26 protein-coding genes are annotated in these 23,163 nt (G+C 36.5%); 15 read left to right on the plus strand and 11 right to left on the minus strand.

What is annotated here, in order from left to right:
- Positions 1 to 6: 6 nt before the first annotated feature.
- Genes EZ456_RS03530 through EZ456_RS03550 form a run of 5 tightly spaced genes read right to left on the minus strand, consistent with a single transcriptional unit; the run spans position 7 to position 3,466 of the window.
- Positions 7 to 1,092: a DUF3810 domain-containing protein gene (locus EZ456_RS03530; protein ID WP_131527341.1), complete on the minus strand. Its 1,086-nt coding sequence runs from the start codon at positions 1,090 to 1,092 to the stop codon at positions 7 to 9.
- A gap of 5 nt (positions 1,093 to 1,097) precedes the next feature.
- Complete coding sequence (locus EZ456_RS03535) at positions 1,098 to 1,472, minus strand: hypothetical protein (RefSeq protein WP_131527343.1); 375 nt, start codon at positions 1,470 to 1,472, stop codon at positions 1,098 to 1,100.
- A gap of 2 nt (positions 1,473 to 1,474) precedes the next feature.
- A complete protein-coding gene (locus EZ456_RS03540; protein WP_131527345.1) occupies positions 1,475 to 1,861 on the minus strand; it encodes a type II toxin-antitoxin system VapC family toxin in 387 nt (128 codons plus the stop codon).
- Positions 1,846 to 2,097: a hypothetical protein gene (locus EZ456_RS25245; protein ID WP_205945014.1), complete on the minus strand. Its 252-nt coding sequence runs from the start codon at positions 2,095 to 2,097 to the stop codon at positions 1,846 to 1,848. Before EZ456_RS25245 ends, EZ456_RS03540 begins: the two co-directional genes overlap by 16 nt.
- Before the next feature lie 34 nt (positions 2,098 to 2,131).
- Positions 2,132 to 3,466: a dihydroorotase gene (locus EZ456_RS03550; RefSeq protein ID WP_131527347.1), complete on the minus strand. Its 1,335-nt coding sequence runs from the start codon at positions 3,464 to 3,466 to the stop codon at positions 2,132 to 2,134.
- Between the two features lie 286 nt (positions 3,467 to 3,752).
- On the opposite strand from EZ456_RS03550, the gene EZ456_RS03555 reads away from it, so the two are divergent.
- From EZ456_RS03555 to EZ456_RS03570, 3 genes are all read left to right on the plus strand, one after another.
- Positions 3,753 to 5,099 carry a DEAD/DEAH box helicase gene (locus EZ456_RS03555; RefSeq protein WP_131527349.1) on the plus strand — a complete coding sequence of 449 codons (1,347 nt, stop codon included), beginning with the start codon at positions 3,753 to 3,755 and terminating at the stop codon, positions 5,097 to 5,099.
- Between the two features lie 370 nt (positions 5,100 to 5,469).
- A complete protein-coding gene (gene gldC / locus EZ456_RS03565; RefSeq protein ID WP_029275370.1) occupies positions 5,470 to 5,805 on the plus strand; it encodes a gliding motility protein GldC in 336 nt (111 codons plus the stop codon).
- A gap of 114 nt (positions 5,806 to 5,919) precedes the next feature.
- The gene (locus EZ456_RS03570; RefSeq protein ID WP_131527353.1) at positions 5,920 to 6,318 is read left to right on the plus strand and encodes a hypothetical protein; all 399 of its coding nucleotides are present in this window, start codon (positions 5,920 to 5,922) and stop codon (positions 6,316 to 6,318) included.
- On the opposite strand, the gene EZ456_RS03575 is transcribed toward EZ456_RS03570, so the two are convergent.
- Genes EZ456_RS03575 through EZ456_RS03585 form a run of 3 tightly spaced genes read right to left on the minus strand, consistent with a single transcriptional unit; the run spans position 6,315 to position 7,772 of the window.
- Positions 6,315 to 6,827, minus strand: coding sequence for a lipocalin family protein (locus EZ456_RS03575; RefSeq protein WP_131527355.1), 513 nt, complete (start codon positions 6,825 to 6,827; stop codon positions 6,315 to 6,317). The two genes, EZ456_RS03570 and EZ456_RS03575, sit on opposite strands and share 4 nt — an antisense overlap.
- A gap of 55 nt (positions 6,828 to 6,882) precedes the next feature.
- Positions 6,883 to 7,272: a cupin domain-containing protein gene (locus EZ456_RS03580; RefSeq protein ID WP_131527357.1), complete on the minus strand. Its 390-nt coding sequence runs from the start codon at positions 7,270 to 7,272 to the stop codon at positions 6,883 to 6,885.
- 20 nt (positions 7,273 to 7,292) lie between these two features.
- A complete protein-coding gene (locus tag EZ456_RS03585; RefSeq protein ID WP_131527359.1) occupies positions 7,293 to 7,772 on the minus strand; it encodes a methylated-DNA--[protein]-cysteine S-methyltransferase in 480 nt (159 codons plus the stop codon).
- Between the two features lie 258 nt (positions 7,773 to 8,030).
- Between EZ456_RS03585 and EZ456_RS03590 the strand changes: the two genes are divergently transcribed.
- The 4 genes from EZ456_RS03590 to EZ456_RS03605 all read left to right on the plus strand — a co-directional run bounded on the left by EZ456_RS03590 (position 8,031) and on the right by EZ456_RS03605 (position 11,827).
- Complete coding sequence (locus EZ456_RS03590) at positions 8,031 to 8,696, plus strand: heme exporter protein CcmB (protein ID WP_108200712.1); 666 nt, start codon at positions 8,031 to 8,033, stop codon at positions 8,694 to 8,696.
- Positions 8,697 to 8,858: 162 nt separating this feature from the next.
- Positions 8,859 to 9,521, plus strand: coding sequence for a cytochrome c biogenesis protein CcsA (gene ccsA / locus EZ456_RS03595; RefSeq protein ID WP_131527361.1), 663 nt, complete (start codon positions 8,859 to 8,861; stop codon positions 9,519 to 9,521).
- Position 9,522: 1 nt separating this feature from the next.
- Positions 9,523 to 9,741: a CcmD family protein gene (locus EZ456_RS03600; protein WP_131527363.1), complete on the plus strand. Its 219-nt coding sequence runs from the start codon at positions 9,523 to 9,525 to the stop codon at positions 9,739 to 9,741.
- A gap of 664 nt (positions 9,742 to 10,405) precedes the next feature.
- Entirely contained in the window at positions 10,406 to 11,827 is a 1,422-nt protein-coding gene (locus EZ456_RS03605; RefSeq protein WP_131527365.1) for a Glu/Leu/Phe/Val family dehydrogenase, read from the plus strand.
- Positions 11,828 to 12,320: 493 nt separating this feature from the next.
- On the opposite strand, the gene EZ456_RS03610 is transcribed toward EZ456_RS03605, so the two are convergent.
- From EZ456_RS03610 to EZ456_RS03620, 3 genes are all read right to left on the minus strand, one after another.
- Entirely contained in the window at positions 12,321 to 13,721 is a 1,401-nt protein-coding gene (locus EZ456_RS03610; protein WP_131527367.1) for a hypothetical protein, read from the minus strand.
- A gap of 86 nt (positions 13,722 to 13,807) precedes the next feature.
- Complete coding sequence (locus EZ456_RS03615; RefSeq protein ID WP_131527369.1) at positions 13,808 to 15,829, minus strand: hypothetical protein; 2,022 nt, start codon at positions 15,827 to 15,829, stop codon at positions 13,808 to 13,810.
- Between the two features lie 52 nt (positions 15,830 to 15,881).
- Positions 15,882 to 16,562, minus strand: a complete 681-nt coding sequence (locus tag EZ456_RS03620; protein WP_131527371.1) for a hypothetical protein — start codon at positions 16,560 to 16,562, stop codon at positions 15,882 to 15,884.
- A 253-nt stretch (positions 16,563 to 16,815) separates the two neighbouring features.
- Between EZ456_RS03620 and EZ456_RS03625 the strand changes: the two genes are divergently transcribed.
- From EZ456_RS03625 to EZ456_RS03660, 8 genes are all read left to right on the plus strand, one after another.
- Positions 16,816 to 17,250: a cytochrome c maturation protein CcmE domain-containing protein gene (locus tag EZ456_RS03625; RefSeq protein ID WP_131527373.1), complete on the plus strand. Its 435-nt coding sequence runs from the start codon at positions 16,816 to 16,818 to the stop codon at positions 17,248 to 17,250.
- A gap of 5 nt (positions 17,251 to 17,255) precedes the next feature.
- Positions 17,256 to 19,721 carry a heme lyase CcmF/NrfE family subunit gene (locus EZ456_RS03630; protein ID WP_131527375.1) on the plus strand — a complete coding sequence of 822 codons (2,466 nt, stop codon included), beginning with the start codon at positions 17,256 to 17,258 and terminating at the stop codon, positions 19,719 to 19,721.
- Between the two features lie 4 nt (positions 19,722 to 19,725).
- Positions 19,726 to 20,490, plus strand: coding sequence for a Rossmann-like and DUF2520 domain-containing protein (locus EZ456_RS03635; protein ID WP_131527377.1), 765 nt, complete (start codon positions 19,726 to 19,728; stop codon positions 20,488 to 20,490).
- A 40-nt stretch (positions 20,491 to 20,530) separates the two neighbouring features.
- Positions 20,531 to 20,863 carry a 2Fe-2S iron-sulfur cluster-binding protein gene (locus EZ456_RS03640; protein WP_029275355.1) on the plus strand — a complete coding sequence of 111 codons (333 nt, stop codon included), beginning with the start codon at positions 20,531 to 20,533 and terminating at the stop codon, positions 20,861 to 20,863.
- A 98-nt stretch (positions 20,864 to 20,961) separates the two neighbouring features.
- Positions 20,962 to 21,204, plus strand: coding sequence for a Fe-S cluster assembly protein IscX (gene iscX / locus EZ456_RS03645; RefSeq protein ID WP_131527379.1), 243 nt, complete (start codon positions 20,962 to 20,964; stop codon positions 21,202 to 21,204).
- Between the two features lie 57 nt (positions 21,205 to 21,261).
- The gene (locus EZ456_RS03650) at positions 21,262 to 21,828 is read left to right on the plus strand and encodes a KdsC family phosphatase (RefSeq protein WP_131527381.1); all 567 of its coding nucleotides are present in this window, start codon (positions 21,262 to 21,264) and stop codon (positions 21,826 to 21,828) included.
- Positions 21,829 to 22,131: 303 nt separating this feature from the next.
- Positions 22,132 to 22,521: a Spy/CpxP family protein refolding chaperone gene (locus EZ456_RS03655; RefSeq protein WP_086545265.1), complete on the plus strand. Its 390-nt coding sequence runs from the start codon at positions 22,132 to 22,134 to the stop codon at positions 22,519 to 22,521.
- 69 nt (positions 22,522 to 22,590) lie between these two features.
- Complete coding sequence (locus EZ456_RS03660; RefSeq protein ID WP_131527383.1) at positions 22,591 to 23,157, plus strand: Maf family protein; 567 nt, start codon at positions 22,591 to 22,593, stop codon at positions 23,155 to 23,157.
- Positions 23,158 to 23,163 lie beyond the last annotated feature (6 nt).

The following is a 23,163-nucleotide window of genomic DNA, read 5'->3' on the forward strand; positions in this document are numbered from 1 at the left end:
TACTGTTTATCTTCTGACTTCGGTCTTTCTGACCTCCGACTTATGTATATTCCATAACCAAATCACGATATCCTGGTAGCTATCGATTCCTTTTTTCTGGTTGTTCAATTTTAAGAAACTATCGAAAGCGGCATCCATATAACCGAACATATCGCCATTGTATTTTCGCCAAAATTCCTTTTCGGTTTTAAAATCGGCTAAAACCTGTGGTGAGAGTTTCAAATAAAGTAATTTATAATCATCAGGAGATTTCATTCTGATCTCAAACAAAATATACCGCAGCATTTCATAATTGGCAGAATATTGGTAGTTCACATCAGGACTGTTGCTTGCCGTGAGATAACCCAAAAGATTAGCCTCATCTTCGTAAGCAATACCGAGTTGGTGTCCGATTTCGTGGCAACTCACATAAGGTTTTACGAAGTCGGGCAAATTCATATTCATATTGGCTTCACCAGAAAGCGGGGCGTAATAGCCTTCAATCCCAATTTTACTGATCATCCAGGAATTTAAAACCGATTTTAAACAAGGGTTTTGATAGCTAAATAATTGATTTTTTTGTGCCATCAACGCATAAGCTTCTGCCGATTTTGATTCCAGTTCATTGATCGTGTAAACTGGGATTTTGCTTTGTTTCAGTTTTAGATCATTGGTTTTTTGAACGAAATAGTCGCCAAGAAGAACCAATTCTTTAACGTTATATTTTTCATTACCTATACCCAACTCTTTGCTAACACTAGGTCGACTGTAATTTAAGCCCCATACCATTTTGAATATGATATAGAGAATCAAGAAGAAGTTGAAGACTTGTAAGGGAACAAGAATCCTGTCGGTCCTTTTTAGCGATTTTCGTTGTTTATAAAACCTCACGATTTTGTAAAGTACAAAACCAATCAATAAAGCATAAATGATATCGCCGATGGCAAAAGGGAAGATGGATGATATAAATCTTAATGTTGAAGAAATATAAAGGTAAAAGCCTATGGAATAATATTTTTGGACCAGACCAGGGTAAAAATCAAAGAGGTAAATGAGTATAGCAATTACTAGAACCGCAATAAATTTTGAATAGATAGATTTACTTTTTTGCATCTATATTATAAGCTAAGAACAATAATCATCATAATAATCACCAATATGAATATTGGCCTTAGCCATTTTTGTTGGTCTGCTTTTCTAAGGTATCCATCTTTCCTTAATTCCCATGAAACTAGAACTTCTATAAAAGTACTTGGCTCAAAGATAAAGTCCAAAAAGGAATAAGATTCTTTCTCTTTTTTTAGATCTTCTAATCTAACCTTTTGTTTTGATAGGTGTTTGGCCTGTTTAATCTGTGATTCATTAACTTTTCTTAAGGTTAACTCTAGTTGGGCCTGTTCTATAGCGGATTCATTCCATTCATCAGGAGCGCCTACAATTAGTAGAAGTTCTATTGTTGTTCTTTCTTCGATTTGGGGATTGAAAATTGTCATCTTTAAAGTAATTTCAAACCTTCAATTTTTTCAAAATGTTTTTGATTAAGTGTATCGAATGATAAGTTGTGTGCAATTGCTGTTGCTGCAATGAATAAATCTGCCTTATCGATGCTTTTGCGAAGTTTTTTAAGATTATTTTGAATGCTTACGGCTGCCAAAGCTGCATCACTATCAAATGGGAAAATAATGAAATTGGTTAACATTGTTTCCCAGAAACCAATTTGTTCTCCTCTTGCCCCAGTAAAAATCTCAAATTCAGTTATGCTAGAAATGCATAAGTTTTCAGATTTTTTAGATAAAGCGAGCAGTCTTGTTTTTGATTTGTCTTTTTTACGGAAATAATCAATCAAAATAGATGTATCAACCATTATTATTTGATCCGCCATTCATTTATTGATTTTCTTGTTTCTTCGATCTTTAGTATTTGCTCTTCAGAAAAGACAGGTCCATTCAGTAAAATATCTGACAATTTAGTGCCATATTTTACTGTAGGCTCCTCAACTTTAGCGATAGGGTTTACATGTTTTGCTTTTTCTTTTAGATACATAACAAAATCCGAAACCTCCTTCTTCATGTTTGAAGGGAGGGAAGAAATTTCCGAAAATAACTGTAAATCTGTCATTGCTAATTCATTAAGCTAAACAAATATAACAAATCTATCGTGCAAAAGTTAGGCGTTTACCAATCTGATCGGTCGTAAATTTGCCATTTTGATAAGCCAAATTGCCTGAAACAAAGGTATGTGTGATGCTGGCTTGGAAATTATCTCCATCAAAGGGGCTCCAGCCGCATTTGTAGAAATTATTAAGTTTGGTTACTTTCCATGAATCTTTCAGGTCTACCAGCACTAAATCTGCCCAGTAACCTTCACGGATGAAACCACGTTTTTCGATGTCAAAACAGATAGCCAGATTATGCGCTGTTTTCTCAGCAATTTTCTCTAAAGAGATTTTACCCTGTAAATGCATTTCCAGCAATGCTGGTAAAGCATGCTGTACCAACGGGCCACCAGATGGAGCTTGCGAATAAGGCTGCTGTTTTTCTTCCAATGTATGTGGCGCATGATCTGTAGCAATTACATCAATGTAATCTTCAAGAAGGCCTTTAAGCACCCCTTTTTGATCATCTTCGGTTTTTACTGCTGGGTTCCATTTGATGAAATTTCCTTTTGAAGCATAATCTTTATCATTAAACCAAAGGTGGTGTATGCAAGCTTCGGCAGTTATTTTTTTATCCTTTAAAGGTGTAATATGATCAAAAAGCGCGATTTCTTTTGCCGTAGAAATATGTAGAATATGCAAACGGGTTTGATAAGTTTTTGCCAGTTCGACCGCTAGTGATGAAGATTTATAACAAGCCTCAGCACTGCGAATCAAAGGGTGCATCTCTATTGTTAAATCTTCACCATATTTGGCTTTAAATTCGGCAAGATTATGGCGGATGGTTGCTTCATCCTCGCAATGTGTAGCTACCAAGATTGGTGCTTTACTAAAGATGTTTTCTAAAGTTTTTTCGTTATCAACCAACATATTTCCTGTTGATGAACCCATAAAAACCTTAATTCCGCAAACGTTTTTAGGATCGGTTTTTAAAACCTCTTCAATATTGTCGTTACTGGCACCCATATAAAATGAATAATTGGCCAGTGAGGTTTGCGCTGCAATTTCATATTTATCGGCCAACAAAGCTTGTGTTAAAGTATTGGGTACAGTATTGGGCATTTCCATAAAAGAAGTAATCCCTCCAGCTACAGCGGCCATACTTTCGGTAAAAATATCGGCTTTATGGGTTAAACCTGGCTCGCGGAAATGGACTTGGTCATCAATCATCCCTGGTAAAAGGTATTGGCCTTCTGCATTAATTTCTTGCGCATCAGGTGCAAATAGATTTTGACCGATTTTGGCTATCAATCCATCTTTTATCAATACATCGGCAACAATTTTTTGTCCCTCGTTTACAATTGTGGCGGCTTTTATCAGGTAAGTATTCATGGTTTCAAAGGTAAAAATAGATTTGAGAATTTTGACATGCTAATTTGGCGGATGAAAGGTAAGGAGCTGAGTTTAACGTTACTGTTTTAGGTTAAATAAACCTGAAAGTAGTGGGCATCCCGATTTTCATCGGGATAAAACGGATAGCAGGACTACCAGAACCGAAAAATTACTGAAATTGCTTTATTCCTAATTCTGATAAAAAGAAGCTTAGATTTTGCATTGGATTGAAACCTTCTGCCTTACACCTTCTAACCCTCAACCTTAATCACTATCTTTGTGCGCTATGGCAAAATCGTTCGAAGAATTTAAGTTAAACAGGCAAATTTTAAATGCAGTTGCCGATGCAGGTTACACCGTTGCCACGCCGATACAGGAAAAAGCAATTGCGCCAGTGTTATCTGGACAGGATATTTTTGGCATCGCCGAAACTGGTACAGGAAAAACCGCTGCTTTTGTTTTGCCAATTTTAATGCAATTAAAATATGCTCAGGGTGATAATCCGAGGGCGCTGATTTTATCTCCAACACGCGAATTAGCAATGCAGATTGCAGAGCAGGTAAAGTTATTTTCTACTTATACGGATTTACGTTCATTAGTGATTTTTGGTGGAATCGGTCCGAAAACGCAGAAAGAACAGATTGCAAAAGGAGTTGATATTTTGATTGCTACACCTGGAAGATTTTTGGATTTATATTTGGCGGGTGATATTAATACCCAGAGTTTAAAGTTTTTGGTACTGGATGAAGCCGATAAAATGATGGATATGGGCTTTATTGGCTCTATTCACCGGATTCTGGAAATTGTTCCACGTAAACGTCAGAATTTGTTGTTCTCAGCAACCATGAGCGACTTAGTACAGAAAATTGCCGGCGATTTCTTGAATAATCCGCTTGTGATTGAGGCATCTGCGCAAGCAACTCCTGCTGCAAACGTAACACAGGCTTTATATTACGTTCCGAATTTCAAAACAAAAATTAATTTGCTGCAGCATTTGTTGAAGAATGATGAGGCTTTTAACCGTTTGATCATTTTCTGTAAAACAAAAACCGTTGCCGATAACATTTACAGTTTTATTGAGCGTAGGTATGGCGCCGAAAATGTTCGTGTAATCCATGCCAACAAAGGACAGAATACAAGGATTAACTCTATAAATAGCTTTAAAGAGGGAAATATCAGGGTTTTAGTGGCTACAGATGTTGCGAGTAGGGGCATTGATGTAAGTGATGTTAGCCATGTAATTAATTTCGATGTGCCCATCATTATCGAAGATTATGTGCACCGTATTGGCCGTACCGGTAGGGCTTTTGCCAAAGGTGATGCGATTACCTTTGCTACTGATGCCGAAAAATATTATATCCGCAAGATCGAAAAATTAATCCGCCAATATATTCCTGTAGCCGAAATTCCGGAAGGTGTTTTCATTGATGAAACTCCTTACGAGGAGCGTCAACATATTGCGAAAGAAATTGATATGCAGAAACGCAAGGATGATCCTGATTTTAAAGGCGCTTTCCACGAGAAAAAACATGCTGCGGCGATAGAGAAAAAGGTGAGAGAAAAAGCCAAAGCAAAGGCTGGCAAGCAGGTAAAGAGTTTTAAAAAAGGTAAAAAATTCGATAAGAAAAAGTAATGAAGCTTAGGATTACCCCTTTAAATATTATTACCGCACTAACTTTCGCATTTTTGGTAGCTAGTATTTTTCAAAGCAAGCCAGCTGGTCAACATTTTGATCTGAGCGCTTTTTACAAATTCATTTTAGGGTGCTTAATTCTTGTTACTTTTATTACTGATTTGATTTTCCGATTCACTTTAAAAGATATTAAACGTATTTGGGTAATAGAGTTGATTTTCATCTTCATTGCTGCAATCTTGATGTTAATATTACAAAAAGTAGTGTAAGGCTACGATGAAGTAAAACTAATATTAAGCATCTTTGCATCCGGAAAAATTAGTCGATCTAAATCGGAGTAATCTGTTAAATCGATGAAATCAATATTAATATGAAAAAAGCAGAAATAAAAATAACTGTTGAGTTAGATGAAGGCAATAACCCAGATAACATACTTTGGGAGAGTACAGATTCTGGAAACGCTGATAAAGTGCCTGCAAAGGCGATGTTTTTATCGGTTTGGGACCATAATTATAAAAATACATTAAAGATAGATCTTTGGACAAAAGATATGCCTGTTGATGAGATGAAACGTTTTTTCTACGAAACTTTGCAAACCATGGGCGATAGCTTTTTAAAAGCCACAAACGAAACTTTGATTGTTGAAGATTTACGCGATTACTGTGCCCACTTTGCAGATAAGATGGGGATTATTGAAGGGCAGTAATCAGTTTGGAGTTTGGAGTTTGGAGTTTGGAGTTTGGAGTTTGGAGTTTTTGAAAAAATGCAGAGCAAGTTAGCTATTAATCAATCAGTGAAATCAATGTAATCATCTTTAACTATGTTAATACTAAATAAATTCAGAGCTTGGTTAGGCATTTTGTTATGCGTTATTGCAGGTTTCTGCCCAATATTAAAAGTGCCGATTAAGGGCAACTGGAACTTGTATCAATCTGATGCGCGTTTGTTTATGATCACTTATGCCATTATCGCCATTTCGGTATTGGTTCTCTTCATCAGAAAAGTAGGTGCCTTTAGGTTTATGAGTTTTGTAATGGCTATCTGGTATGTTTTAGCGGTAGTTGCTGTTTATTTTACTGCAAATAATTATACCAAATATGGCTTCGCCAATAAGCTTATCGGTAAAGTTGTTCATTTCCAATGGGGATGGATTGTCCTTTTAGTAGGCGTTGTATTTATGCTTTTTAGCGTTAAACGCGGCGAAAAAATTAAAGCTTAAGCCTTTTCGTGCAACTGGGAGGTTAATTTAGTCACATCATATCCTTTTGCCTTACATCTTGTTACAATTTCATCGTGGGTTTTCTTCGGCATAGTCTGATTACGGCTCATGATGAACAAAAATTTATGATCGGGGTGTCCCACCACCACATATGAATAATCATCTGCCAGTTCGATGATCCAGTAATCAACCTTTATCGGCCAGATAAACTGTGCCTGTAACTCTCCATTATCTGCATCATCTGATGGAAACATTTTCGAACTTCTGGAATAAACCCTGTTATCTCCTTGCTTTTTATAAGTGGTAGTAACATTGTAATAGCCCTCCTTATTCAAGGAATAGCTGGTTGTTGTTTCGCGGCTCCCTTTATCAAAAATGGTTGGGATAGAATATAATGAGTACCAAGTTCCAGCGTATTTTTTTAAATCTAATTTGGCCACGGGAACATTTTTTTCTATGGGCAGGTGGGTTAAAAAAATAAATAGGAGTGAGCAGATCGTTTTGGTCATATCAAAGGGTTTTGATATGATTTACGGATTTGCCCTGATCTTGGTTTTGAGGATCTTAATCTACTGTAAAATAATCGTTGGTATCATCTTCCAGGGGAATATAAATTCTTTCCCATTCATTGCCTTCTATAACTTCCCAGGTGTGCCCTTCTCCGGCTGTATCATTGGCAATGAGGATAATCCCCGGCTCAATGATAAAAGTCTCGCCATTGCTTACTGTAAACCGGAGTTTGCCCTTAAGTGTAATTACATATTGACGTCTTGGTGCTGGATGTGGGATTTTCTCTAAAGTGGATACATCGGTTTGGGCGAAAAAATAATTCGCATTAATATGCTGGCGGATTGGGATTCTACCCACTTCAAAAGTGCATTTGTCATCCTCAATATTAATTAAACGGATAGCTTTTATATAATTTTTAGCTGTTTCGGCTTGATCTGTATTCATCTGCAAAGAAAAATATGGTTTTAAAATTTTAATTCTGTTTGTCCTTTTTGTGCAACTTCACGTTCGTGTTGCAGCAGCCATTGCTTACGCCATAAACCACCTGCATAACCAACCAATTTACCATTACTGCCAATTACCCTGTGGCAGGGAACTACAATGGCAATATTGTTTTTTCCGTTTGCAGCAGCAATAGCCCTGATCGCTAACGGATGATGTGAAGAAAATTTGGCATAGGAAGTAGTTTCACCAAAAGGTATGTTCAATAAATTCTGCCAAACCTCCTGCTGAAATTCAGTTCCTTTTTGTTTCATTGGGAAGTCGAAATTCTTTAAATTACCCTTAAAATAATCATTTAACTGATTGACTACCTTTACCGTAAGCTCGTTTTTCAACAATCCCGTAATATCCTTTTCTGCAAAAGTAACTACTTGCACAAATTCTTCATCAGCTAAGATGGTTATTTTGCCAACTGGCGATTCTATAACTGACGCGTAGTTCATATCATAATTACTTTAACTACAGATTCTCACAGATGAACACAGATTGTTGTGCACATTTTTTTGTTTTTTTGTCTTCCGCACCTAATTTAGACTTTTAGAATCTGTAATCTCATTTGTGTTGCTACGAAAAAATGCCATCTTGTTTATCCTCTTCATCTGTGGTTCAAACTTTTTTCTGCCGTCTAAACTTCAAACAAAATTACAACAATACAACAATTTAAGCGTGCAATATTTATCAATAAAAGTATCTTTGCGGTTATGCAATTGGCCAAAGAGGTTAAATATTTAATTCACAAGGAAGTATTGTTAGAGTGGCGCTCCAAATATACCATTAACGGTGTATTGCTCTACGTGGTTTCTACCATTTTTACTTGTTACCTCTCTTTTGTTAGCCTGGGCGATAAATTAACATGGAATGCCTTATTTTGGATTATCATGCTTTTTGCCTCAATCAATGGCGTATCAAAAAGTTTTTTGCAAGAAACCAAAGGCCAGCAGTTGTACAGTTACATTTTGGCAAGTCCAGCTGCAGTTTTAATCTCTAAAACAGTTTACAATACACTCCTAATGTTGGTGCTAACCACAATTGCTTTAGGTTTTTATACACTAGTTTTCGATTCTTTTACCCCACCCGATTTAGTGATGTATTACGTTGCCGTGGTATTGGGCAGTATCAGTTTTTCTACAGTATTTACAATGGTTTCGGCTATTGCAAGTAAAGCTGGAAACGGTGGAATGTTGATGGCTATTTTAAGCTTTCCTATCATTATTCCGGTGCTGATCTTGTTGATTAAACTGGCTAAAAATGCGGTTGATGGCCTGCCTTGGGAGAATAGTTACGATGAAATAGCGATGTTGCTTGTGGTGAATGTGCTCATGGTGGCAACGTCTTTATTGTTATTTCCTTACCTTTGGAGGGATTAATTGAAGGATTGAATTATAGAATGAGAGAAGGATTGAATGGAGAGTACACTTACTAAACCAATCGTTGAAAACTCGATAATTAAAAGGATAGAATGAGGATTGATTAAATGGAAAGTACATTCACTATTTCAATCATTCAAAACTCAATAATTAAATATATGTATGAATAAAACTTGGTGGAAAATTTTAGGTTCAGTTTTGGTAATTTATACTGCAATAGCAGGTTTATTACTTGGTGTTCCACATTTACCAATATTAAATGAAACAATCAGGAATCTCTATTTCCACGTCCCGATGTGGTTTGCCATGATTGTACTCTTTTCGATCTCTGTTTTTTACAGCATAAAATCATTGAGCACCAAAAGTGAAATCGATGATATTAAAGCGGTAGAGAGTGTAAATGCTGGGATTGTTTTTGGTATTTTAGGTTTGGTTACTGGTGCCATCTGGGCGAAATACACCTGGGGGCAGTTCTGGAGCTTCGATCCTAAACAGAATTTTGCGGCCATTTCGATCTTATTATATTTTGCTTACTTAATTCTTCGCAATGCCATTGATGAAGAACAAAAAAGAGCCAAGATTTCGGCCATTTACAATATTTTCGCCTTCCCGATGATGGTGGTATTACTTTTTGTTTTACCCCGGTTAAAAGATTCATTGCACCCGGGTAATGGTGGTAATCCTGGTTTTAACAGTTACGATTTGGATAGTCGCATGCGTATGGTATTTTATCCTGCATGTTTAGGTTGGATATTAATTGGCTACTGGGTTTATACTATCCGTTTTAGATTACGTTCATTAGAAAACAAACAACAACATAATTAAGATGAAAAAAATATTTTTCTCCCTAATATTAATGATGACAGTCCAGCAGTTATTTGCGCAGGATAATGGCGTAGAAATGGCCGATAGCCTTCGTAGCAATGGCAAGATTTACGTTGTGGTAATCTGTATTGTAATCATTCTTCTGGGCTTGCTTGCCTATCTATTCTCCATAGATAAAAGATTGAAGAAAATCGAAAAAGAAAGCCAAACTGATAAATAATAGCGTAAATGGGATTATCGCTAAAATCACACTTGATTTTAATAATCTGTAAAAGAACTATTTAAATAGGTTTAAAGGCACTTTGTTTTTGGCTTATCTTTTTTATCTCGTTGTAAACGAGGTTTTTGTGGATTCAATAACACCTAATTAAAAATACAATCCAGTAAAAAACCAAAATACCTACATAACAGTATTGTTTTATGATAATTTATTGATCAAGTTTGGTTAGTTATAAATTAAATCAACGGGACGATTTAGATTAACTTTAAGAAGGTGATCAACACAATTGGTCACTTTTTTTTATGTCCTATTTTTTATAGGTATTTGCGATATTCGTAATATTAGCCTGTTTTTAGGTCTGTGTTTGTTGGTTGTTACAATGAAAGGCCGTTTTAAATATTTTTTTTATAATTTTTTTAGATCAAAATAAGCCATAATAAAACCTATAAAAATAGTCGTTTTTGTGAGATATGCTGAGTAGGATATCTATGTTTAAATGTATTTAGGTGTGGTTTTTGAACAGTTTTCTCTTATCGGTATAAAAGCTAATGTTAGGCTAAAATAGAATGGTGTTTGCTTTACACTAAGTCTTTTTCCATTTGGATATGTGCGGTTTTTTTAGGCAATTTTGCATCGAAAACTTATTCAATATAAAAAATAAATAATGGCTAATCTAGCAGACGAGAACAAGTTCTTTGCAGATGTTTGTAAGAACTTTGACAGTGCGGCTCAATTCACCAATCATCCAGAAGGTTTATTGAACCAGATTAAAACATGTAATAGCGTGTATCGTTTCCAGTTCCCAATCCGCCGCGGAAACGGTTTTGAAGTAATTGATGCTTGGCGTGTAGAACACTCTCACCACATGAGCCCTACTAAGGGTGGTATCCGTTACAGTGAAATGGTAAACGAAGATGAGGTTATGGCACTTGCAGCCTTAATGACTTACAAGTGTGCCATTGTTAACGTTCCATTTGGTGGCGCAAAAGGTGGTATTAAAATTAACACTAAACAATATAGTGTTGCCGAATTAGAAACCATCACCCGTCGTTATACAACAGAATTAATTAAGAAAAATTTTATTGGCCCTGGTATTGATGTTCCTGCTCCTGATTATGGATCTGGCGAACGCGAAATGAGCTGGATTGCCGATACGTATATGACCATGAATCCTGGTCAGTTAGATGCATTGGGTTGTGTAACTGGTAAACCAATCGCTTTACATGGTATCCGTGGTCGTAAAGAGGCTACGGGTCGTGGTGTTGCATATGCAGTTCGAGAGTGTGTAGATGTAGCAGAAGATATGGCTAAAATCGGTTTTAAAGCTGGTTTAGGTGATAAAAGGGTAATTGTTCAAGGATTAGGTAATGTGGGCTACCACTCAGCTAAATTTTTGGCCGAATTTGGTGCAACAATTGTTGGCCTTTGTGAGTTTGAAGGCGCTATTTACAACGCCGATGGATTAAATGTGGATGAGGTTTTTGCACACCGTAAAAACACAGGTTCGATTTTAGGATTCCCAGGCGCTACAAGCTTTAAAAATTCCATGGAAGGTTTAGAGCAAGATTGTGATATCATTGTGCCTGCTGCGCTAGAAAACCAATTCACTGAGCTTAACATTCGTAATATCAAGGCGAAAATTATTGCTGAAGGTGCAAATGGTCCAACTACACCAGAGGCTGAAACCATATTTACCGAAATGGGTGGTATCATCATTCCTGATATGTATTGTAATGCAGGTGGTGTTACGGTTTCTTATTTCGAATGGTTGAAAAACCTTTCTCACGTGGCTTTTGGCCGTATGGAGAACCGTTATGCAGCTAATTCAAATGCCAATCTAATTAATACTTTAGAAAATTTAACCGGTAAAACGATCCTTCCAGAGCACCGTTTAATGATTGTTAAAGGTGCATCTGAAATGGAATTGGTAAACTCGGGTTTAGAAGACACCATGATCCATTCTTATCATGAAATCCGCGAAACGTTAAAGAACAAACCAGCAACCCAAACATTAAGAACGGCTGCTTTTGTAAATTCAATCGATAAAATCGCGGTTTCTTATATGAACTTAGGTGTTTGGCCATAATCGACTAATCGTCATTGTGAATCCCGGTTTTTCATCGGGATGAAGCAATCTAATTAGAGAGCCTTGCAGAATTTAAAACTGCAGGGCTTTTTTGCGCTCAAATTGTCATTAGGAACCTACTTAATCGCTCATGAAACAAGTGAAATATAATAGGTCGCTATCATCCTGAGCCTGTCGAAGGACTAGTATAGTTTTACAAGGAAAGCCATAAAAGATCACTTATCTGCGAAAATCACCTTAATCAGCGGGACGAGAGAACACGTCCATATTAAGTGGGCCACCAAACGGGCAATATAGAGTGTTTTTTATTTTGGAAATGAGAGGTTTGTGTTTCATAGGAGTGGGTTAGTCCTGCTGTACCTCCTGCCAATTGAAGTAATTGGCATCCGTCCCATCAGGTTTAGATACAAAGGTCAGTTTTTAATTTCCCTTTATTAGAGGGGTGTCCCTAGGACGGGGTGTTTTAAACCACCTTACATCTGAGGGAAATACCTTACTTGCTTACCGGATTACCAACAGAAAAATTAAAATTTAGCGAACTGTTGAGGCCATTTCTAAATGTTTTTAAAAGCTGGATCAAGGCGTTAGCATCCTTATTTAAAAATAAAAGTTCCGATTCCAGTTTGATTTTGTCTTTCCCTATACTTTTTGCTTTGATTTCCAATTGACTAAAAGCACTCAGTTTATCAGCAATTACTGGCATTGGCATTTGTTTAATCAATTTTTTAAAATCAACTTTAAAATAAAAGAAATCGTTTGATAATGCCCTCTTAAGATCAGGTTTGATGTTTTTCAGCGTGCTTAATTGAACATTGCCATTATTACCTTTAAAATAAACCTGGTACAGTGGAATCATAGCACTGCTGATCTTTCCTGTCGATTGATCTAGCGCGCCTAATGATTTGAGGTAATCGCTCACTTCTCGATCATTGGCAGTTAGATTCATGGAAATAGAAGGAATCTTCCGGTCCTGAAGTATTTTTTTTTCAACCCTTTCAAAATCATCATTGTATTCATAACCCACAACAGTATCTACCTGTGTAATGGTATTTGTCCATTCAAAATCTAGGTAATCCTTATAAAACCTGAAGAAATTATGTTTCGAAAGGAGCGAAGGGCTTTTCGCCTGATTTTTTTTAGGTAATTCGGATTTAAACTTTGCGTTTAGCCACATACTTACTGTGCTTTCTGGATTTAGCACCCGGTGCTGCGGCTTATCTGCCGGCTCAATCGATTTATTTATAAACTCATTGCTGAAATTAATTTTTCCGTCAGTGAAATTAATTTTACTAAAGTTTTCAATATTTTGAAACGTAATATGATCGGAAAGGTTTACCAGTCCGTTAAATTGACTATCGCCAACTTTAATCATGTTTTTGCGGTTCAGTATTTCTACCAGAGTAGTTTTTACTTGTTCTTTTTGTGGTGTGTAGGCAAAAGCGACAGTTGTTTTGTTAAATAGGATAAGGAAGGTCGAATCTTTGGATTGAAAGAAATTACTATCTTTTTTAACCAATGGTAAAGCAGATTTTTTTTGGATAAAACGGTTAAATACTAAAGTATCTGCTATTTCAAAAGTCGAAAAAAAAGTAGTTTTTGCCTTTCCTTTTAAACCATATAGGTAGATGTTTGCCGGAATTTTCAAGCCTGTGTTTAAATCGTCTACTTTTTCCTTAATCCCTTTTTTATCTGCTCCCGAATATTGATTTGGATGTTTTATATAACTAAGCGCAAGGGTTTTATATAGTTCATCAACATTTATTTTAAGCAATGCATTGGTAGAAACAGGGATGGATACATTATTGGCCTGGACCTGTCTGTATTTGAAAAAGCCGAAATAAGAAATAAGCAGCAATATTACTATCGCTGCTATTATTTTTAAAAATTTCTTCATGGAATATGGTTAACTGTTTAAAATGGTTAATCGGTTAACTGTAGTATTGCATACTGAAAATTGTAAGCTGAAAACTGCCAACTGATTTACTTCGCTGCATTTTCAATTAGCGAGAACAAATATTTCAATGCATTTTCATGTCCGTTCGGAATTTCAGCACTAATATCTGCTGAAACCAATCTACCCTTAATCGGGTTCGATTTCATATATACATTGCCCATTTTTTCTAAAGTGCTATTAAATTTCTTGGCAGTTTCTTCGCCACCAATTTCCGAATCTGGCACTTTGCCCACAAGGTTTTTGGCATTAAACAGGAAGCTGAAATTATTTTTGCTCAATAGTTGTTTGTGCAGTTTACTTAATTTGTTGCTGTTGTATTGGTTGTTGCTTATACCCTGCATTTCAGTTAACGAATTACCGAAAAATACAATACCATCTTTAATCATAAAGTAAATATCAATCGGGCTTTTCTTTTCCAAAATTTTATAAATGTTGTTCTCAACAGATACATAGTTTTTGTTTACGCCATATTTAATCAGTTTATTAATCAATCTGTTATCTTCAGAAGAAAACATGAAAAGGAAATCGGGTAAAGTTTCTTTCTTGGTTTTAACTATCTCTTTCTGTTTGTAATCGTCATCATATTCGTAAGTAGTGTAGGTAACATCTTTGGTGTTCAATCCATTAATTACAAATAAAGCATCACCCTTAATTACTTTACTTACCGCTTCTTCATCAAGCAAAAGAGAGAACAGATCAGATCCCAGTTCAATTTCTTCATCCATTTTGCCACCTAAAATAGAACCATAGGTCTGTTTAAGTAGTTTAGGGAATTCTTCCAGATAAGCTTTGGTATCAATAGAATAGCTCATAAAGCCAAGTGCTTTTTCGCTGTTTACATATTTCAAAAAGTTTTTGTTTAACTTTCTGTTCATGATTTTTTTATAGGAATCTGCTTGTTCTTGAGATAATTCTAAGCCTGTAGAGATGCGGAAACTTTTGTCATCCATAAAAAGTTTTGCATTTAAACTGCCATAGCCTTTCATTAATCCTGCTTTACCATAAGCACCGAATTCTGGAGAAATCGCACTATAAACATCTTGAAGACTCGACACCCAAAGTTCTGCAATGGCTTTGTTATCTAAACTCGCTGTGTATGATTTATTGTTTTCGATAGACTCGTAAGTGCCATTGAAAATCTGATCCGCCTGAGCCGTCATCCAGGTAAAAGCCAACCTTTTTTTCTTTGCATCTTGTTCTAAACGCTCTTGTTGGTAAGCATCATATTGCTCATCAACAATACCGTGAACAGGAGTCATCGCGCTGGCAGTATCAATAGACGCATCATCAACGGTTGCCACTACATCATTATCGCGTTGATACTGGGGTTTTAAAGGGATTTTTTTCTTTAATGCTTTTTTCTTTTTGCTGGTAGTTTTTTTAGTGTTCTTTTTTACGGTCGACTTTTTCTGAACGTTCACTTTTGCAACCGGTGGAGCAGGTACTGCTTCAGCCATTGTTTCTTCCACTGCAACAGAATCGACAGCTACTGCAGTGCTATCATTAGCTATTGCGTCATCATTTTGGAACCTGATGTCCTTAATTCCATAACGGGCAGACTTAGCAGAATCGGCGAAAAAAGCACTACTGATGCTTCCTGTTACAAAGTACATCATGTTATTGTTCCACTTAATAATACTTGTACTATCCGGCAAAATCATAGTGCGAACGTCACCGTCCTTTTTAAATTTATTCTCTTTGTTGTTAATTAAGCTTTCGAACTTGGTAACATCTTTAATCGGGATCAGAAAGCAATTGTAAGTGATGCTATCGCTTAACTGATTGAAGTAATACATGTTTTTCTCCAGGTTAATACCGAAGTCTTCTATGCTGGTAAAACTTTTATCAAGTGATTTTGAAGTTTCGGTCAATAATTTCTTGCCTAGAAAAGATTCGTTAAAATCTTTCACAAACATGAGTTTAAAAACATTGTCGCCTTTGATGGTGGCTACGGTGAAAGCATTTGAAGGGATCTTTTTAACTAGATCCTGTGCTTGCGCCAGGTTAAACGATAAAAAGAGGGAGATGGCAATTAGAATTTTTTTCATTTAGATAGATTTTGTACTAATTTTCTGATCTGGTGATCGGAAAGCTGAATAATTATTTAGATAGTTGTATAGAATTAGATACGTTAATTTTTCCGTTAATTAAATCCATGATGCTGCTTTTTAACATCACGGCCTTTTTAGATTTCGATACATTTGATGCCGGATTGGTACTACTTGTTACAACAGATTCGAAACGATAAATGCTGGTGTAGGTTGCACCGTTAAAAACCGCCTTGTCTTTTGCTTTTAATTTATTGAATTCCGTTTTAGCGGTACCTGTTGCTTGGTATTTTCGGCTAAAGGTTTTAGTGGCTTTGTTATAACTGTACGAGGAGGTATTAGTGGCCTTAATTTTTTGCTGAGCAAGAATGTTTTTGGTGATGTTATTGATATTTGAAACATCTTTAAAAGAAAAACTAATGGTTGCGATGTAATTATTAAAGTCGCTCGTGCTTTTTACATTCGAAATCCCTTCCGATTTTCTTAAGTAGGCTACAGCTTCATTTAATTCCTGTTGGATTTTTTGCTTACTGGGTACTTTATAGCCTTGTACACTATCCAAAAGCATTACCGAAGCTACCTTGGTTTTGCTCTGGCTTAGGTTTATGGTAAGTACCACATCGCCAGTTCCATCGTTTTTCATGGCAATTTCTTCAATTACCTCAAAACAAGAGCTTAAAATGGGTATCAAAACTATAAATAACAAAAGCCTATAAAACTGTTTCAAGTTCATATTAATCCGGTTTATCTTTTACTGTGGGATTTAAAAAGGAATGATTATCTGAAGGCCAAACTTAATAATTTCAGCCGGAACTTTTAAACGATTTGAGATATTCCTTAAGATCGGTTATAAATAGGCCCCAAATAAAAAATATTTCCCCTCAAAAATCAGATAATTGTCAATATAAAGACAAGAAAAATGTAAAAGAATGCTGGCTAAGCCGATTTTTCTATCTTTGTTGCCAGCTTTTACAACAAGTATAACCATGAAGAAAAGTGCAATCATTGGATTAATTACCATCGCAATTTCCGTAGGGATTTTATTTAGCTTAAATGCAAATACCGACACCTACTCTAATTTCAAACAGGCAGCTCTTTCTGAGAAAGAAGAACATGTTATGGGCTATTGGGTAAAATCAATGGGTACTTATTACGACGCCATAAAAGACGCTAACCATTTTTCATTCCACATGAAAGATGAAAAGGGAGAGGTGAGAGAGGTAATCTACGCAGGTACCAAACCGCAGGATTTTGAAAAATCGGAAAAATTGGTTCTTATCGGTAAAATGGATAAGGACAAATTCTACGCATCGAAAATTTTAATGAAGTGCCCATCTAAATATAACGATAACCTTGTTGAAATTAATAAAGACGGTAAGGTTGATACGGTAGGTAAGTACGGCGAGAAAAAATATAACTAATTTTAATGGATATTCAATTTGTAGGCGAAAACCTGCTGCCGGGTAAAATCGGTCAGTTTTTTATTGTGCTGGCGTTTAGTGCATCATTACTTTCAACAATCGCATACTTTTATGCCAGTCGCGAGAAAAATTTAGAAGATAAATCTTGGCGGAACTTAGGTCGGATTGGATTCTTAGTTAATTTTGGTTGTATAATTGGTATCGGAGCAATTTTGTTCTACCTGGTATTGGGTCACTACAATGAATACAGTTACATTTATTGGCACTCCTCAAAACAGCTTCCAATTCATTATATTATTTCTGCTTTTTGGGAGGGACAGGAAGGAAGTTTCTTGCTTTGGGCTTTCTGGCAATCGTTTCTAGGTACTTTATTAATCTGGAAAGCTAAAACTTGGGAACGTCCTGTAATGACAGTTGTAGCCTTCTCTCAAGTGTTTTTAACTTCAATGCTTTTAGGCGTAGAGATTTTTGGTGAGCGCATCGGAAGTTCTCCGTTTATCCTATTAAGAGATTCTCTTGATTTAAAATCAATGGCTCCTGTTGTTTTCGCAAACCCTGAAAACTTCGCTAATTATTTAAAATTTATTACCGATGGTAGAGGATTAAATCCATTGTTGCAAAACTATTGGATGGTTATTCACCCACCAACCTTGTTTTTAGGTTTTGCCAGTATGATTGTGCCTTTTGCCTATGGAATTGCGGCTTTATGGCAAAAAAGATATAAAGAATGGATTAAACCTGCTCTGCCTTGGGCGCTTTTTGCGGTGATGGTTTTGGGTACAGGTATTATTATGGGCTCTTTCTGGGCTTATGAAGCGCTAAACTTTGGTGGTTTCTGGGCTTGGGATCCTGTAGAAAATGCTTCTTTAATTCCGTGGTTAACGCTAATTGGTGCTGTACACGTAATGATTGCCTATAAAAATACCGGCCATGCTTATTTTACCGCAATAGCTTTAGTATTCTTAAGTTTCTTATTGGTGCTCTACGCATCGTTTTTAACCCGAAGCGGAATTTTAGGTGATACATCAGTTCACTCGTTTACCGATATGGGTATGTTTGGACACCTGATTTTATACAATGTTGTTTTCGCTGTTTTAGCGATAGTGCTCATTGTAATAAGATGGAAAGAATTGCCAATCACCACCAAGGATGAAGAAACCTATTCTCGCGAATTCTGGATGTTTATTGGCGCTTTGGTGGTAACTGTCGCTTGTATCCAGGTCATATTCTCCACTTCGGTGCCCGTATTCAATAAGGCGTTTGGAACAAACTTCTCCCCTCCAATTGATGCTGTAAAATATTACAACCAATGGCAGGCGCCTTTCGCGGTATTGATTACCTTAATTTCAGGTTTTTCTCAATACCTAAAGTATAAAAGAACCGATCCACGCAAATTTTATAGCAGCCTGGTTTCGGCAATTATTTTCTCTATGGTATTAACAGCAGGTTTGGTATATGTGGCGGAGATTTATACCAATACCATGTACATCCTCATTACCTTCAGTTGTTTATTCGCCGTGCTTTCTAATGCTGCGGTGTTGTATCAGGCTTTTGGTGGAAAGGCTAAATTAGCTGGATCGGCAATTGCACACATTGGTTTTGCTTTCCTGATTTTAGGCGCATTAATTTCTGCGGCTACTAACAAACCTTTATCAATCAATGCGAATAATTTTATCCCGGTAAAAGATTTCGAAAAAACAGAGAAACCAGGTGAGAATATCATGTTATACAAAAACGAACCTAAAAAAATGGGTAAGTATACCGTAACGTATGTAGCCGATACCACAGTGGCACCCAATACTATTTATACCCTTAATTTTAAAGTTTTAGATGAAGCAGGTAAGGTTAAGGAAGATTTTAACTTGCATCCACATGTGCAGGATAATGAAAAAATGGGTTTAATTGCTTCACCTGATACCAAGCATTATTTAACCTATGATGTTTATACCCACATCACCAGCGCGGCTATTAAAAAAGAATCGCACGATGATCACGAAGGTCATTCTGATGATGAAAATTACAAAGCACCACGTATTGTAAAAGTTTCGGTAGGTGATACCATTCATACCTCAAGTGGTATTGTTACGGTTAAAGATTTAAACAGAAAACCAACCGCAAAAGATTTAGTTTTAGGTCAGGGTGATTACGCTGTTGGTTTACCATTAGAGGTTAATGCTGCCGGCAAAGTTTATAACACAGAGCCTATTTTCTTGATCAAAGGAAATAATACTTTCGATTTCGCACGTAAGGTGGATGAATTGGATTTGAAGTTCCGTTTTGCCAGAGTTTTGCCAGATGAGAAAAAAGTGGAGCTTCAGATTTTTGAAAAACCTCAGCAGGCTAAAGACTGGGTAGTTTTTAAAGCGATAGAATTTCCTTTCATCAATTTATATTGGGCAGGTACCATTGTAATGGTTGTTGGTTTCTTACTTTCAATTTTTAGAAGGAGAAAAGAGGCCAAAACGGCATAAAATCATGAATATCGTTTTATTAGGCTCGGGAAATGTTGCCACACACTTAGCAAAAGCATTAAAATCCAAAGGTGAAGATGTGGTACAGGTGTATAGCCCAAATCTTAATAATGCAAAGTTATTGGCTGATTTAATAACCGCCGAAGCCACAAACGATTTAAATGAGGTTAAACAAAATGCTGATTTATATATTATCTCGGTAAAAGACGATGCCATTGAAACTGTAGCCAAATCATTAAAAAATGTAACGGGTTTGGTAGTGCATACCTCAGGAACTACCGATATCAGTATTTTATCTTCCCAGGTAAAAAAAGCAGGTGTTTTTTATCCTTTGCAAACTTTTTCGAAAGGTAAGGAAGTTTCATTTGAAAATATTCCGCTTTGTATCGAAGCGAACGATGAAGGGCAATTAACGATTTTAAATAAACTGGCAACAAAAATTAGCCATCAGGTGTACCAGTTAGATGGGGAAAAAAGAAAAGTATTACACCTTGCAGCAGTATTTGCCTGTAATTTTCCGAATCATCTTTACGCTTTAGCCAATAAGATTTTAAACCAGAACGGTTTGGATTTCGAAATTATCAGGCCATTAATTGCCGAAACGGCTGATAAGGTAATGAGTAATCTACCTGAAAATGTGCAGACTGGGCCAGCAGTTAGGACCGATGAAAGCACTTTAAATAAGCATTTGAGCATGTTGACAGATATGCCCGAATTGCAGAACATTTATCAAACATTGAGCGATAGCATAAAATTAACGCTGAAATAGCATAATTACGGCTTTTGCTTATTACTTTTGCAAAATAATTATGAGCATTTTTAAACTAAAAATAAATTTTGAAGAAGCAGATCACGAATCTATTGAATTACCAATAGCAGCTGGCGAATCTGTTTTAGATGTTTGCCTGGATAATGGGATCGAATTACAACACAACTGTGGTGGTGTTTGTGGTTGCAGTACCTGCCATGTATATGTAACAAAGGGTATGGATAATATCGAAGAGATTTCTGATAAAGAAGAAGACTTTATCGATAGAGCTGTTCGTCCGAAAATTACTTCTCGCTTAGGTTGCCAATGCGTGGTGATTAACGGCGATATCGAAGTTACCATTCCAGATCAGTCTGACTTTATGGGACACTAGTTTAGTCTTGAGTCTAAAGTCTTTAGTCGGGAGTCTGAAAACCTTCCAACATTAAACATTAAACATTTCAACTTTAAAACAACAACAATTAACAAAACATGAATAACGATAAATTTGCTTTACCTTTTTACTGGAACGATTATGAAGATATTGCAATGTCTTTATATGAGAAATTTGGTGATGATTTTACAGAAGCCAAAATCTACCGTATCCGCTTTACCGAACTTTTAGATTGGGTTTTAACATTGCCCAACTTTAAAGGAACCCGTGAGGAAAGCAGTGAAGGCCATTTAGAGCAAATTCAATCTGCCTGGGTTTACGAGTGGAGAGATAATCAGTAATACCCCCAACCCCTGAAGGGGAGCTATATCCAATGTGAAATCCATGTGCAGCTAAGTATGAATGAAGCAAATTCAAAGTCCCCTCAAGGGGATTTAGGGGTACTCCAAAAACTAAAAGACATCACCACTTTCATTTTTGATGTAGATGGTGTGCTTACCGATGGATCAGTTCAGGTAACTGATAATGGTCAGTCGTTGCGCACTTTTAATATTAAAGATGGTTATGCCATGCAGTTGGCGGTTAAAAGAGGATATAATATCTGCATTATATCTGGTGGAGATGGTATTGCCATGGGTAAACGTTTTTTTAATTTGGGCGTAACCGATGTTTTCTTGGGAACAGGAGATAAGGTGGCCATTTTCAATCAATATCTTCAAGATAAAAACATTACTGCAGGAGAAGTACTTTATATGGGCGACGATATTCCTGATTTAAAAGTAATGAAACTCGTAGGGCTTCCAACCTGCCCGGCCGATGCCGTAGAAGAAATAAAAGTGATAGCTACATTCATTTCTCCGTACAATGGAGGCAAAACCGCTGTACGCGATATTATCGAAAAGGTAATGAAAGTACAGGGCAAATGGCATGATGAAAATCCAAATGCTGCCGATTCGGGGATGTAGTTGGTTCATTTGTTCATTAGCCATTTGTTGTCGTTGCGAGAAGGCTTTTCAGGTGACAAAGCAATCTTTACTGGAAAATCTACTAATTAGGCAAAATCCCTTCTGGCTCATCATCCTGATCCGATAGCTATCGGATTTGTCTAAGGATCTTTCTAGCTATAAAAGATTCTTTCCTCCGTTCAGAATGACAAAATACAGAATAGCAACTTCCTGCAACAGCTAAGTTACATTCTGTTATTAAACTTTTGCCTTTCTCCGCACTCCAATTAGCTCAATTTTCAACCAAAAACAACAAAAAACAACATGAAAAAATTAATGATGATTTGCGGATTAATGCTAGGCATAGCTGGTTTCGCTAACGCGCAACAAGGTGGTGGACAAGGAAGAATGATGATGAAACCTGAAGAAAGAGTAAAACAGTTAGACGAAAAATTAAAATTATCTGATGATCAGAAAACAAAGTTAACCACTGTTTTTACTGAGCAGGCAGAAACCATGAAAAAAATGCGTGAAGAAATGCAAGGCGGTGGCGATAGAGATGCAATGAGAGAGAAAATGCAAAAAATGCGTGCTGATAATGATGCAAAGGTAACTGCAGTATTAACAGACGATCAGAAAAAAACTTACGAAGCTTGGCAAAAAGAGCAACGTGCCGAAATGGAAAAACGTAGACAAGGTGGTGGAAATAACTAATCTTGATAAAATATTAAATAAGAAAAGCGGCTTTATGTCGCTTTTCTTATTTTAGCAGAAAAATAAAATATGCCTGCCAATTTTCCTCCCATTATTTTAGCATCTAAATCGCCACGTAGACAAGAACTTTTAACCCTGATGGGCTTAGATTTTAACGTCGAACTAAAAGATGTAGACGAAAGCTACCCATCGGATTTAAGTCCTGCAGAAATTGCCGTTTACATTTCGGAGCAGAAGGCTAAGGCTTTTACTGCTGATGGAGAAATAGTGATTACAGCTGATACCATTGTAGCCTTAAACGGAGAAATTTTAGGTAAACCTGAAGATAGGGCGCATGCACAAGAAATGTTAAAAAAGCTATCGGGAAGCAGGCATGAAGTTTTTACTGGTGTAACGCTTGTTAAAGGAGATAAAATACATTCGTTTTATGATAGGACAGAAGTTTACTGTAAATCTGTTACAGGCGATGAAATTGATTTCTATATCGATAATTATAAACCCTTTGATAAGGCCGGAAGTTATGGCGTGCAAGATTGGTGGGGTATTGTAGTGGTAGAACGCATAGAAGGCTCATATACAAACGTAATGGGCTTGCCAACTGAGAAGCTATACAACGAACTGCTGAAATTTATTTAATTGCTC

Origin of the sequence: Pedobacter psychrodurus (assembly GCF_004331735.1) — a bacterium.
In the GTDB taxonomy this organism is placed as follows: domain Bacteria; phylum Bacteroidota; class Bacteroidia; order Sphingobacteriales; family Sphingobacteriaceae; genus Pedobacter; species Pedobacter psychrodurus.

Bases quoted from the DNA above. Each gene is read 5' to 3' on its own strand.
- EZ456_RS03630 (WP_131527375.1), top strand. From the start codon at position 17,256: ATGGATATTCAATTTGTAGGCGAAAACCTGCTGCCGGGTAAAATCGGT.
- ccsA (WP_131527361.1), top strand. From the start codon at position 8,859: ATGAATAAAACTTGGTGGAAAATTTTAGGTTCAGTTTTGGTAATTTAT.
- EZ456_RS03620 (WP_131527371.1), bottom strand. From the start codon at position 16,562: ATGAACTTGAAACAGTTTTATAGGCTTTTGTTATTTATAGTTTTGATA.
- EZ456_RS03625 (WP_131527373.1), top strand. From the start codon at position 16,816: ATGAAGAAAAGTGCAATCATTGGATTAATTACCATCGCAATTTCCGTA.
- EZ456_RS03580 (WP_131527357.1), bottom strand. From the start codon at position 7,272: ATGAATACAGATCAAGCCGAAACAGCTAAAAATTATATAAAAGCTATC.
- EZ456_RS03635 (WP_131527377.1), top strand. From the start codon at position 19,726: ATGAATATCGTTTTATTAGGCTCGGGAAATGTTGCCACACACTTAGCA.
- EZ456_RS03655 (WP_086545265.1), top strand. From the start codon at position 22,132: ATGAAAAAATTAATGATGATTTGCGGATTAATGCTAGGCATAGCTGGT.
- EZ456_RS03530 (WP_131527341.1), bottom strand. From the start codon at position 1,092: ATGCAAAAAAGTAAATCTATCTATTCAAAATTTATTGCGGTTCTAGTA.
- EZ456_RS03640 (WP_029275355.1), top strand. From the start codon at position 20,531: ATGAGCATTTTTAAACTAAAAATAAATTTTGAAGAAGCAGATCACGAA.
- EZ456_RS03575 (WP_131527355.1), bottom strand. From the start codon at position 6,827: ATGACCAAAACGATCTGCTCACTCCTATTTATTTTTTTAACCCACCTG.
- EZ456_RS03615 (WP_131527369.1), bottom strand. From the start codon at position 15,829: ATGAAAAAAATTCTAATTGCCATCTCCCTCTTTTTATCGTTTAACCTG.
- EZ456_RS03585 (WP_131527359.1), bottom strand. From the start codon at position 7,772: ATGAACTACGCGTCAGTTATAGAATCGCCAGTTGGCAAAATAACCATC.
- EZ456_RS03535 (WP_131527343.1), bottom strand. From the start codon at position 1,472: ATGACAATTTTCAATCCCCAAATCGAAGAAAGAACAACAATAGAACTT.
- EZ456_RS25245 (WP_205945014.1), bottom strand. From the start codon at position 2,097: ATGACAGATTTACAGTTATTTTCGGAAATTTCTTCCCTCCCTTCAAAC.
- EZ456_RS03650 (WP_131527381.1), top strand. From the start codon at position 21,262: ATGAATGAAGCAAATTCAAAGTCCCCTCAAGGGGATTTAGGGGTACTC.
- iscX (WP_131527379.1), top strand. From the start codon at position 20,962: ATGAATAACGATAAATTTGCTTTACCTTTTTACTGGAACGATTATGAA.
- EZ456_RS03555 (WP_131527349.1), top strand. From the start codon at position 3,753: ATGGCAAAATCGTTCGAAGAATTTAAGTTAAACAGGCAAATTTTAAAT.
- EZ456_RS03570 (WP_131527353.1), top strand. From the start codon at position 5,920: ATGTTAATACTAAATAAATTCAGAGCTTGGTTAGGCATTTTGTTATGC.
- EZ456_RS03600 (WP_131527363.1), top strand. From the start codon at position 9,523: ATGAAAAAAATATTTTTCTCCCTAATATTAATGATGACAGTCCAGCAG.
- EZ456_RS03550 (WP_131527347.1), bottom strand. From the start codon at position 3,466: ATGAATACTTACCTGATAAAAGCCGCCACAATTGTAAACGAGGGACAA.
- gldC (WP_029275370.1), top strand. From the start codon at position 5,470: ATGAAAAAAGCAGAAATAAAAATAACTGTTGAGTTAGATGAAGGCAAT.
- EZ456_RS03540 (WP_131527345.1), bottom strand. From the start codon at position 1,861: ATGGCGGATCAAATAATAATGGTTGATACATCTATTTTGATTGATTAT.
- EZ456_RS03605 (WP_131527365.1), top strand. From the start codon at position 10,406: ATGGCTAATCTAGCAGACGAGAACAAGTTCTTTGCAGATGTTTGTAAG.
- EZ456_RS03610 (WP_131527367.1), bottom strand. From the start codon at position 13,721: ATGAAGAAATTTTTAAAAATAATAGCAGCGATAGTAATATTGCTGCTT.
- EZ456_RS03590 (WP_108200712.1), top strand. From the start codon at position 8,031: ATGCAATTGGCCAAAGAGGTTAAATATTTAATTCACAAGGAAGTATTG.
- EZ456_RS03660 (WP_131527383.1), top strand. From the start codon at position 22,591: ATGCCTGCCAATTTTCCTCCCATTATTTTAGCATCTAAATCGCCACGT.